Source organism: Veillonella criceti (assembly GCF_900460315.1).
GTDB lineage: Bacteria > Bacillota > Negativicutes > Veillonellales > Veillonellaceae > Veillonella_A > Veillonella_A criceti.
In genome coordinates this window covers 1,440,889-1,453,406 of the sequence record NZ_UHIO01000001.1, presented here as the reverse complement: position 1 = coordinate 1,453,406, position 12,518 = coordinate 1,440,889, and the positions used below count along the sequence as shown (strand labels likewise).

Annotated in this window: 7 protein-coding genes and 1 pseudogene; 6 read left to right on the top strand and 2 right to left on the bottom strand. The window is 30.5% G+C overall.

Annotated features, from left to right (window positions below):
• Positions 1-230 precede the first annotated feature (230 nt).
• From DYE54_RS06540 to DYE54_RS06520, 4 genes and pseudogenes are all read left to right on the top strand, one after another.
• Positions 231-1,556 carry an MFS transporter gene (locus DYE54_RS06540; protein ID WP_115310483.1) on the top strand — a complete coding sequence of 442 codons (1,326 nt, stop codon included), beginning with the start codon at positions 231-233 and terminating at the stop codon, positions 1,554-1,556.
• A gap of 178 nt (positions 1,557-1,734) precedes the next feature.
• On the top strand, positions 1,735-3,060 hold the full coding sequence (locus tag DYE54_RS06535; protein ID WP_115310482.1) for an ATP-binding protein: 1,326 nt from the start codon (positions 1,735-1,737) through the stop codon (positions 3,058-3,060).
• Between the two features lie 478 nt (positions 3,061-3,538).
• A pseudogene (locus DYE54_RS06530) lies at positions 3,539-5,682 on the top strand (AAA family ATPase).
• A 52-nt stretch (positions 5,683-5,734) separates the two neighbouring features.
• Positions 5,735-6,931 (top strand): phospholipase D-like domain-containing protein, encoded by a 1,197-nt coding sequence (locus DYE54_RS06520; RefSeq protein WP_115310479.1) that lies wholly within the window; start codon positions 5,735-5,737, stop codon positions 6,929-6,931.
• A gap of 359 nt (positions 6,932-7,290) precedes the next feature.
• Here the strand turns inward: DYE54_RS06520 and DYE54_RS06515 are convergent, their stop codons facing one another.
• Complete coding sequence (locus DYE54_RS06515) at positions 7,291-8,832, bottom strand: IS1182 family transposase (RefSeq protein WP_245935699.1); 1,542 nt, start codon at positions 8,830-8,832, stop codon at positions 7,291-7,293.
• A 285-nt stretch (positions 8,833-9,117) separates the two neighbouring features.
• Between DYE54_RS06515 and DYE54_RS06505 the strand changes: the two genes are divergently transcribed.
• Together DYE54_RS06505 and DYE54_RS06500 are read left to right on the top strand one after the other, a co-directional pair.
• Positions 9,118-10,335 (top strand): DNA cytosine methyltransferase, encoded by a 1,218-nt coding sequence (locus DYE54_RS06505; RefSeq protein ID WP_115310477.1) that lies wholly within the window; start codon positions 9,118-9,120, stop codon positions 10,333-10,335.
• A gap of 35 nt (positions 10,336-10,370) precedes the next feature.
• Positions 10,371-11,690: a phospholipase D-like domain-containing protein gene (locus DYE54_RS06500; RefSeq protein ID WP_115310476.1), complete on the top strand. Its 1,320-nt coding sequence runs from the start codon at positions 10,371-10,373 to the stop codon at positions 11,688-11,690.
• A gap of 113 nt (positions 11,691-11,803) precedes the next feature.
• On the opposite strand, the gene DYE54_RS06495 is transcribed toward DYE54_RS06500, so the two are convergent.
• A complete protein-coding gene (locus DYE54_RS06495; RefSeq protein ID WP_147285264.1) occupies positions 11,804-12,436 on the bottom strand; it encodes a hypothetical protein in 633 nt (210 codons plus the stop codon).
• Positions 12,437-12,518 lie beyond the last annotated feature (82 nt).

Genomic DNA, 12,518 nt, shown 5'->3' with positions numbered 1-12,518 from the left:
ACTTGAGCAAAGTAGTTTTCCAATAAATTATAGAACAAGTAATGATTAAAGGGTTAAGACTCTTTGATTGTTACTTGTTTTTTATTTTTTTAGGAACATAGACTGTTTATAGTTTGAATCATGAGTAATATGTATAGTCGATATGTATAGGCAAAATAAATTTTTTATAATATAATTGACGAAGTGTTTAATTTTTAGTGTTGTTTTTTAAGTTTGAAGGAGGTTTTACAATGAGTGAAGCGTTACAAGCTACGAAACATCGGTTTCTACGCTTGCAGATGCATTCATTAATTGGGATATGGATTGGCTATGCTATGTATTATGTAGTACGAAGCAATTTTAACTTAGCCTTACCATATTTATCGGGAGAGATGGGATTAACTAAGACACAGCTAGGGTTATTAACTAGTTGTATGCTCATTACGTATGGTCTTAGTAAAGGCTTTATGAGTGTGTTGGCAGATAAGGCGAATCCTAAATACTTTATGGCTACAGGGTTAGCACTTTGCGTTATTATTAATATAATTATGGGGTTCACCACACATTACAGCCTATTTATTGCACTTATTATTTTATTGGGCTTGTTTCAAGGAATGGGCGTGGGCCCTTCTATTATTACCGTAGGTTATTGGTTTCCACGGTCACAACGAGGTCGTGCGAGTACCATTTGGAATATGTCACATAACTTAGGTGGTGGCATTGTAGCACCTATTGTGGGGGCTGCTGTTGGTTATTTAGGTGCTGAACATTGGCGGTTAGGTACTTTTACAGTGCCTGCGATGTTGGCAGCAATTGGTGTATTATTGATTTTATATTTTGTTCGCAAACGCCCTACAGAAGAAGGTTTGCCAACTGTTGAAGAGATGTATCACGAAGAAGCAGCTGGTCAAAAGTCAGCTAAAATGGATAGCGAACGACCAGACAATATGAATGCATTCCATGTGTTTTATCATTATGTATTTAAAAATCCTAATTCTTGGTACCTAGTGCTCATTGACGTATTTGTATATATGGTACGTTTTGGCATGTTAACGTGGATTCCTTTATATTTATTAAAAGTAAAAGGTTTCAGTAAAGCTGAAATGAGCGTGGCCTATATGTTATTTGAATGGGCGGCTATTCCATCAACGATTATTGCTGGTTATTTAGTTGATAAATACTTTAAAGGGCGTATTATGCAGTTGCCAATTTATTGCTTAGTTGTTATTTTTGCGTGTGTAATTGGCTATATGAATTCAGATTCTATTTTATGGGCGACCATTTTTGCTTGTATTACGGGATGCTTGATTTATATTCCACAATCTATGATTCCTGTACAGGCAATGGAAGTTATTCCTACCTTTGCTCTAGGGTCGGCTGTGGGGCTACGTGGTCTTATGAGTTATTTAGTAGGTAGTTCGCTAGGCACTACCTTATTTGGCTTTGTTGTTGATCATTATGGTTGGGACATGGGCTTTTATACATTGCTAGTAGGTGTCGTTCTTTGTATGTTTGCTTGCTATTTATCTAACCGAGGGGTTCAAAAGATTTATAAACAAGCAGCTGATTTGAAATAATCTAATTTAATATTAATAGTGTTAAGAAAAAGCCTCTTATTGCTAACGGTGTTGTTAGTAGTAAGAGGCTTTCTTTTATAGCAAAAAAATGTAAAAAATACAACTTTGTGCTATTGATAGCATAAACTTGTAAAAATAAAAAGTTTTTGCTATGATGAGCGTAAGAGGAGGTGGGTGCATGATGGCTGTACGGGCATTAAAACCTAGGGATTTTTACCTACAAAAATTAATCGCCTTTAAAGATACGGAACCTGTTAAAGTGGTAACGGGAATACGTCGTTGTGGAAAATCTAGTTTATTAAAATTGATGATAGAGCACTTAAAAGAGCAGGGGGTTTCTGAAACATCTATAATAGAAATAAACTTTGAAGCTTTTGATTTCAAAGACATGAAAGCGAAAGATGTATATGAATATGTAAAAACAAGGTTAGCTCCATCAGGGGTTACTTATTTGTTCTTTGATGAAATTCAACGAGTTGAAGGCTGGGAAGAAGCTATTAATGCATTTAGAGTAGAGTTTAATTGTGACATATATTTAACAGGTTCTAATGCATATTTACTATCTTCTGAATATGCCACTTATTTATCGGGACGCTGTGTTGAAATAAAAATGTTACCATTATCATTTAAGGAATTTATTGAGTTTCAGGGATTGGCAATTAAAGAAGATAATACTGTATTAGGGATTACTAAAAAAAGAGTTTATGATGAAAATAATCATATCTATTCATTAGATGAAGTATTTGAAATATATTTACGCTTTGGAGGAATGCCAGGTATAGCGGATGTAGGCCTTGATCAAGATAGGGCTATGACTCTATTGGATGGTATTTATAATACAGTTGTTGTTCGAGATATATTAGATCGTGAACTTAGGCGAGGGCAACGACAAGTAACGGATGCACCATTATTACAAAAAATTGTCCGTTTTTTAGCTGATAATATTGGGAACAATATTTCAGTGTCTTCAATTGGAAATACATTAGTAAATGAAGGCTTGTTAGCGGTAAACAATCGGGCAGGTAGTAAACAGGGAAAGCCTAGTACCCATACGGTACAAGCATATATTAATACATTATTGGAATCTTATTTCTTTTATGAAATTAAACGATTTGATATTAAGGGTAAAGAGTTTTTACGAACATTAGGGAAGTATTATATTGTTGATATAGGGTTACGAAATTATTTATTAGGACTTCGTAATCGTGACACAGGTCATGTACTTGAAAATATAGTGTATTTAGAATTACTACGTCGTGGCTATGATGTAGCAATTGGCAAGGTAGATCGTTTAGAGGTTGATTTTATTGCTACTAAATTAGATGAAAAGTTATATATTCAAGTAACAGAATCTATGTTAGAAGAATCAGTGCGCAATCGAGAATTAGCGCCATTACAAAAAATAAGGGATAGCTATCCTAAAATAATATTAACTTTGAATACAGGATTAGAGCGAGAGTATGATGGTATTAGAGTAGTGGATGTGGTAGATTGGTTGATATGAGGGGGAGATGTAAAATGCTACCTAGAAATAAAGATTTACCTTTTTTTTCTTATGGATTTTTTTAAAAAAATGAGCTAGCACATTCATTAATAAAAGATAATATTGATTATATTCGACAAGATTCTATTAAAGGTAAATGTTATGATAAAGATGGTATACCGATAATAATAATAGAGGATAAAAATTCTATTAATACTGGTCAAACTATAACAGGAGATATAATAAAGTTTAAGGATAGTAAAGGATATAATAGGATTTCTGATATTGAGTCAGATGACTTATATTGCTGGAAAGAAAAAATGCATACATTATTTTTTAAGGGACTAAAAATTGACCAAGAGTTTAATGCATTGGAGTTTTTAAGTAATACAAAATATATAGATAAATGGAATGGAAACAATGAAGAAGATTGAATAGATATTATTCTGAATTAAAGATTTAATTTTTAGGCTCTAGAATTATTAAAGGGGAATTTTTTATGACTAAGAATATAATTGTAGATTTAAATGCTGTTGCTACATTTAATTGCGAAGATATAGAATTTTCAAATCAAGTTAATTATATTTTTGGAAAAAATGGAACTGGAAAATCAACTTTGGCTGAATTAGTGTATGGGCAATTCCAAGGACGTTATGATGTACGTATCTTTAGTGGCTTTTCTGGTGTAATAAGTGAAGATGAAACTTTAAATGCTGTTATATTAGGAAAAGAAAATATAGAAGTAGATAATGAAATTAAAAAATTAAGAGGTGAAATTGATAATTTAAATAAGTTAGTGGAAATAAAAATAACTGAATATCAAAATTTTGAAGAAGAGAAGAAAAAACTACAGAGAGAATGTGATCAAGGAGATAGAAAACTTGGTCGTATTTATAAAGAGTGGGCGCAAAAGGTTAATCAACAGTTAACCCCGCCTTTAGTTAATAGTAATTACACAGCATATCATTTAAAAAAAGAAATTGAATGTGTTAGAGAGATATCGGTAAATGAGGTAACAAGATATATAGAGGTTTTAAAAGCAGAATTAAAACATGCTAGTACAATACCAACCCTATCATTTAATTTTATAGAAATATTAAAAAAAGTAAATCATCTTTTGGGAAAGAAGGTCGAGGCGTTTGAAGTCATTCCTCGTCTAGATTCTTTAGAAAAAAGACGATTTGCTGAAGAAGGTCTAAATCTTCATGAGAATTTAGATACATGTATCTTTTGTGGGAGTAAAATTGATTCTAATGAATATAATAAATTAAAGCGATATTTTGATGCGACTGAAGTCGAAGAGTTAAAACAAGAAATATATTATGCAAAATTAGAATTGACTGATATAGTAGAAAAAATTGAAAAAGTTATATTAAAAAAAGATGAATTTTATCTTGAGTATATGTATAAAGTAAGTCCGGTAATTGATGATTTAGAAAATAGAAAAAGAAAGATACTCAGCAGTTTGGAAAGACTACAACGGTCATTATTAGAAAAGGATATTTTTAGTGCAAGTGAGCAAATTAAAATTCCCGAAATTAGTGAATTAGTCTTAGATTTTACAGAATATAATAAGTTAGTTGAATTAAATAATAATAGTAGTTTAGAAGAGAAGCAAAATGAAGCTAGAGATAGTTTAAGATTGCATTATTTGGCAATACTAAAAAAAGATAATTCAGAATATACTGATTTATTAAAAAATAATAAGTCTTTAAAAACAGAAATAGAGCAGATTAATAAAAAAATTGAAAAATCTAATCAAGAATATTTAAATTTGAAAGGAAAAATCGAAGAAAAAAATTTGAAGATTTGTGATTTACAAGAGCGGACTATTAGCAAACTACAGCTAGTAGAATCAATAAATAAGATTTTAGGAGATAATCTAAATTCCTTTGAATTGGTATATCAGGAAGATGTAGGAGATAAAGGTCATTATCAAGTTAAATCAAGAATAGATCAGACAATTCGTTCTATAAAAGAATTATCGACAGGTGAAAAAATATTGTAGCATTTTTATATTTTTTGGAACAATTAAAAGATGTGACTTTATATGATCCTCATAAAAAACGTATAATAGTTTTTGATGATCCTATGAGTTCAAATGATGACACTCTACAATATTTGATAATTGAAAAATTACAAAAACTTATAAAAGAAAATAAAGAAGATATAATTTTTATATTTACACATAATACACACTTTTACGTTAATTTATTACATAATAAGCTATCAAATTCATATAATAAAAATGGATTTTATAGATTAGTAAAGACTGATTTTAAAACAAATATTATAAAAATAGAAAATAGTGAACAAGATTTTAAATCTAGTTATGAGATGTTGTGGAGTGAGTTGAAGTTTCTGTATAGAGCAGAGGAAGCAAAACCATTTATGTTATTAAATCCAATTCGTAGAATTATAGAAACATTTGTAAAATTTAATAATATTGGGCTTAAAAGTTTTTATGAAAAAGTTGAAGGTACTAAAAAATATTTTGATGTTAATTCTCATGGTATTGATGATTTTAGTGCAGATTTAAGTGCTCTGAATAAAAAGACTATTATTAATTTAATGAGAGAAGCTTTTAAACAAAATGATGCAGAGGCACATTATAATAAGTATATGGATGATCTAAATATTTAGTGTCATAGTTTATATAGTATATAAGTGAAAGTAAGAATATTAGGTGATTTTTATGGGGCAACTTTTTTTTAATAATCAAAGTTCAGATGAGAGAAAACTTTATATTCAGTTATTATCAATTACTGGCTCATTGTCTAATTTATTTACAGTTAGTGAGAATCCTTTTTTATATTATAGGTTAATGGAAAATATATTTTGTAAAGCATTTAATGCCAATAATTTTTCTCGAAGTGATATTTCCGCTGATGCTGGTAAGGATAGATTAGGAATAGGCTTAAAAACTTTTTTACATAATAATGGCGCTACATTTCAAAAAATTGCAGAATTTAATCGTGAATCTTATTTATTTAAAGGTCTTTCTCCTAAAGCACTTATTTCAAAGGTTTCTGATATGAGAAATGAACGAATATTGGCTACTATGAGGATGTGCAGTTTAGAGGATATGATTTACCATGTAATTACACGAAAAGAGCGATATATGGGTATATTTGAAGAACATATGGATTTAATTGATACATCTTCTATAAAGATTTTAGAGAAGAAGGCTACAATAATTCGATTTACTGATAATCAGCATGAATATACATTTAATTTATCAAAAAGTACTTTGCTAAAACGTTTTTTCACTAAAGAAAAAGATTTAGTTTATGGATTTAATATTAATATTTTAAAAGATCCTTTCGAATTTTTGTTGTCAAGTAACTCGAAAAAATATAAAAAAGAAATTAATTTTCAGGATATATTTGAAAATAATAACATTTTAGAGAAAAATATCGTTGATTATATAATTTTGCCGTTATATAGTTCTAGAGATAAAAATGTACCTCAGAGATCAGGATTAAATCAATGGAATGCTGGTGGTCGTAAAAGAGCGGAAAATGAAGTTTATATTCCAATTCCATCTTGGATTCATGTATATAAACCTAATTTTTTTCCATATAATAATATAGAACATAAAACAAATCCCTTTTCAGTAGTACTACCGAATAAAAAAGTTTTAAGTGTTAGAGTTACCCAAGAGGGTGGAAAAGCATTAATGAGTAATCCTAATCAGGATTTAGGAAGATGGATATTGAGAGATGTTTTACGAGTTTCTAAGGGAGAATTGGTGACTAAAGAAACTCTTGATGTAATAGGGATTGATAGTGTACAATTATCAAAATTAAAAGACGGAACATTTACATTAGATTTTTTAAAAACAGGTAGTTTTGAGGAGTTTTATGATAAGTATAGAGCTAGCTTATATTGAGTTTTAGAGAAATAATTTATTTTAGGCATTGGATAGATTGGTAATGTAGAGATAGTATTTTACAAATCTGATTCAATAGGATTTATAATAAATATGCAGGAAGTTGTATTAAGGGGTATCTTCAGTGTTTATTTCTATTAATATATGAGTTTGTTAAAAACTTTGAATAAAAAATTTTAAAGGAAAGTTTTTACTAAGGGGCTGTAACGAAATGTGGATTTTATCCGGCATTTACGTTACAGCCCTTTTTTCTTTTTAACACCAAGACTTCTTTGAGATACTGATGTCTTCAAAGAAGTCTTGGTGTTAGTTTTTAGACGCACTTAAATAAGCTTTCAACAAAGCTATTTTAAATATAATTATGCAACGGTTTTTAATTCAAATAAACGCTGACCTAACCGGCCTTTTTGTATTCGGTTATGTAACTTCATTAGATTGAAACCAAACGCCATTAGTAAAAGATCTTTTTCCACATTATCTTTCCCTCGATGTCGAAAGCGTTTGTACATCATATCTTCTTTTAGTACACCGAATACGCCTTCAACTTGAATGGAGCGATTAACACGAAGCCGTGTTCCTAACGGGCTGTTAAAGACCTCATTGTTTTTTGCTAGCATTGCTTGGTAATCTGTTGAAATATAAAGTGTTTTGTTACGTTTAGGTTGTACTCCATAATATGCTTTTTGGCACTGGTTACGTAATCCACAATAATTGCATGTTTCGCAACAGTAGACTCTACTTTCATAGACAAATCCTGTTTTACTTTTACTTTTTCTAATACGTTGAAAGTGTAATTTACGCCCTTTAGCGCAGGTAAAACTATCACTTACCTCATCATACGCCATATTTTCTGCACGACCTATGTCTTCGCGGTATCGTTTAGTCTTACTTCGTTCGTAGTTACTTGGTTTTATACATGTTTTGTAGTCATGTGCTAACAACCAAGATAAATTTTCATTACTGTCATAACCAGCATCCGCTACTATATATTGAAATTTCTGTTTGTACTGAGATTCTAATTGTTTCATAAACGGGATTAACGTCTTTGTATCTGTAGGATTAGGAAATACACCAACACCCACAATGTATTCACTATGAACGGCTAATTGCACATTATACGCAGGTTTTAATTGACCATTTAGCATATGGTCTTCTTTTAATCGCATAAAGGTAGCGTCAGCATCTGTTTTTGAATAACTATTTCGACTCCCTAATATTTGTAATGCTTCATCATACTCCATACGCTTGTTACGAATGGCTACACACTCTTCGAATAAGCGTTGTAATGTATGCTTACGCTTACCTGAACCATGTACAAATTGAATTTGTTGTCTGATAATTTCTTTCTCTAGATAGACTAAAAGTTCATCATTAGTCAATGATGTTACCTTATCACATTGAAGTTCAGTAGCCACTTTATCCTGTAGTATGTTTAACTTTTCTGGAAGTTTAGCCGCATGTTTTAGAATCGCTTTTTTCCATACAAAACTATATTTATTGGCATAAGCCTCCCATTTAGTTCCATCAATAAATACTTCTGAAAAATCTATACTATCTACTTGGCTCAGTGTTTCAATTAGTTGTGTAAACAAATCTTGCAATACTTCAATAGTTAGTCGCTTGAAAAATCGATGAAATACCATATGTGAGGGTGTTGGATACCCCTGTAATAACCACATATAGTGAACATTTTTAGTACATTGTTCTGCAATTTTACGAACAGATACAATGCCTTCGGTCATGGCATATACATAGATTTTAAACAAAATAGATGGTGGTACTAAAGATTTTCTTCCTTTTGAAGAATAGAGATGCTGTAACTTTGTATAATCTAGTTCCTCCAATACAGCATCCAGTAATCTCACCGGCTCATTAGGTCCAATCCGAACGCCATAATCCAAAGATAAAACTACTTGGCGAAAACCTGAAATTTTAGTATAATTACCGTGTTGGATATGGTTTTTGTTCATAAATTAATTATACCAACAAAAAAGGCCCTTTGGGGCCTTTTTTCTTATATAAATATAGAAATAATGCGGTTCGAAGACACTTTTATATCTTCAAACCGCATTATTTATTTCAGGAGTTGTATTTCGTTACAGCCCATTAGTATTTTAGACCTTTATGTATTAGCTAGTATGTTCTATTCATGGTATACTAGTTAAATAATAAAAGGAGGTTATTACATGACAAATTCTGTAAGTTCTGCCAAGCACAAGTACAATGTTGCAGCATTTTTTAGTGGTGTTGGGGGAATTGAGTTGGGATTTGAACAAACCAACGAGTTCAGAGTGGTGTATGCCAATGAATTTGATAAGTTTGCTAGAATGACTTATAGTTTGAATTATCCAGAGATTAATTTAGATGGAAGAGATATTCATGATGTTGACCCTAGAGATATTGGTAGTGAAGATACAGATATTATTGTTGGAGGATTTCCTTGTCAAGCATTTAGTGTAGCCGGCTATAGAAAAGGCTTTAAAGATGCTAGAGGAGACTTATTTTTTGAATTATTGCGGATGATTGAACATAGACGTCCTAAAGCAATTTTTATTGAGAATGTAAAAAATATGGTGTCACATGATCATGGAAATACGTTTAAAGTTATTCGCGAAGCATTAACTAAAAATAACTATTTTATAAAGTGGAAAGTATTAAATGGTAAAGATTATGGAAATATTCCACAAAATAGAGAGCGTATTTATATAGTTGGCTTTGATAATAAAGTAGCTTATGATTTATTCTTGTTTCCTGAAAAAATAGAATTAGATAAAACACTTAAGGATGTAATAGATTTTAAAAAAAAGGAAGATGAAATTTACTACTATAGAGAAAATAAGCAAGGTTTTTTTGACGAATTAAAAAGAAGCATTATCAGTCAAAATACAGTTTATCAATGGCGGAGACAATATGTTAGAGAGAATAAAAATGGAGTGGTTCCAACATTAACTGCTAATATGGGGACAGGTGGACATAATGTACCTTTGATACTTACGGATAATGGAGAAATCCGTAAATTAACACCTAAGGAAACTTTTAATGTTCAAGGATATCCTAAGAGTTTTAAATTACCAGAAGAAGTATCTAATGGACAACTTTATAAGCAAGCAGGAAATAGTGTTGTAGTTCCTGTTATTAGACGGATTGCTAATAATATTGCTTATGCGCTTAATAATGCTAATAGAGAGTTAGTATTTACAAGGGAAGCTCCATTTTCTATTATATATACAAAAATAAATGGGCAATTTGAAGGTGAATCTTATATTAAAGATATTGCAACAACTTATGAAGAGGCTTTAAGAAAAATTGAGTTATATAATGATGAGTTAAAGGTTCTAGATGATTCTGAATATCTTAAGCTGATTAGAAAAAAAGGCAGTCAAGAATTTTATAGTATTATATAGTTGGTATTTAGCATAAGGTTTAAAGGGGGAATAGTATGTCTATATGGGAAAAATACTCAAAGGAAGAACAAGATGAATATATAAAATATTTACAAATTTATGGAGCTTTGTCTAACTTGTTTAGACAAAAGCATGGGGATCCCATACCATACTTAGACTCTAAATTTCAAGAAACTATTTATGCAAAAGTATTTAAAAGTGAGAATGTTGATATAGGAAACACGCCTCATGATATTTTATCTGTATTTGGTAGTGAGCGTATCGGTATTGGTTTAAAAACATGGATGAACTCAGTGCCGTCTTTTCAAAAAGTAATGCAGTTAAAGCGCTATAAAGATGAAATTGATATTGCAAAAGCTGAGTCTGATGAGGCATTAGCCTATAAACTTTCAGAAATTAAAAATGAAAGAATGAAAATAGATTATAATCGGCTAGGACTTTCTGAAGATAAAAATATTTATCATTACATAACGCGAGATGCAGGGAGATTTGTGATACAAGAAACCGTATATCCTTTGGTAGATTTAAGCCATTTGAAAGATTTTAGTAGAACATCAAGCTCTTTTTCCTGGTCTGATGGTCATAAGAAATATCGGTTTACTTTTAGCGACTCCCAAATTTGGCAATACTTTGATGGTGAATCGACGGGAACAGAGATTATTAATTCATTTGATGTTAATATTGTAGATGATCCATTTGACTTTTTACTTCAATCTTATGATGTGCTTTATACTGATTCTATTAATTTTTATTCAGTAGTAAAAAAGGATGAAATTGTAGAAGCTTATTTGCCACTATATTCATATGATACTGGAGAAGTAGCTGAAAAATCTGGTTTAAATGCATGGAATGCAGCACCTAAAACTAAAAATGGTGGGCTAAGACCATTAAATGAAGTATATATTCCTATTCCAATTGAGTTTCATAGAAAATATCCTGACTTTTTTTGTAAAAATATATTAGCATTTTTAGAAGAATATAAAAATGCTACAAAGGAAGAGCGTAAAAATCTTAAAATAAGATTTAATCTAAAGTTACCTAATGGTAAAGTTATACCAGGCTTACTGACTCAAGATAATATGAAGGCCTTTCAATCAGGTAGTCAAACAGAACGTGATCCTGAGACTGGGAAGCCTTATAGCCAAGCTGCATTAGGGCAATGGTTATTGATAGATGTATTAGGGTTAAAAGAAAGGACTTTAGTTACTAGAGCTTGGCTTGAAAAGAAAGGCACTGACTCTGTACGATTATGGAGAAAGAAAAATGATTATAGTTTGATTAATATTGATTTTGCACCAATTAATAGTTTTGAGCATTTCATGAAAGATGAAGAAATTCAGATAGAAGATAATTGAGCGGTTTAATTGTTTTTGACTATTTGGTATATATACTTAAAAGGCACTATTATAAAATCTCTATAATAGTGCCTTTTAATATTTATTGAATTGTGAAGATAGGCTATATATGTTTAATAATCATTTCTATCTTCATGCATATAGCCTAGATCTTCATATGTAAATTTAAAATCTTTTTCATGCCAGGTTAGGGCATATCTATATTGCATTTTATAATTATTTTTTACATGTTCAAGAATCAAAACGTTGGGATTATCAGGTGTAATTGCAAAATAGCTAGAGCTTGGAGCGCTATCTTGGCTAAATGGGTTGTAATAGTCTTTGGTGTCTATTAGTGTTAGAAGCTCAGAGGATGGGGATTTAGGATATGAAGTGAATAAATAAGTTGGGTTTGGCATTTTAGCACCAAAATTAATTATTGTGACTGAATAGAAATTTCGATTAGCTTTATCATCATGAAAAGCAGAAATAAGAGCTTGCCCGCTATTAAAATTTTCAAGTGGAATGATTTGAGCAATCTTTTTGTTGATATATAAAGAAAATACGTGTTCTGTGAGTTCTGCAGTAATTTTACCATCATTTGTTTTGATTGTATTAGGTTCTGGTTCCATAAATTTATAAACAGGATAACGGAGTGAATAGTTGCCTTGGTAAGTAATTTGAGCGAAACTTAATGAGGTAAAACTTAGAAAACAAACAAATGATAATAAAGGAATCCATTTAAATTTGTTGAAATATTTCATCATACAGCCTCCATTCATTACTATAAAAACTTTTAAAATTGAAAATATTATAATTTTAGTATATCATTTTAAAAGCAGAAACGTG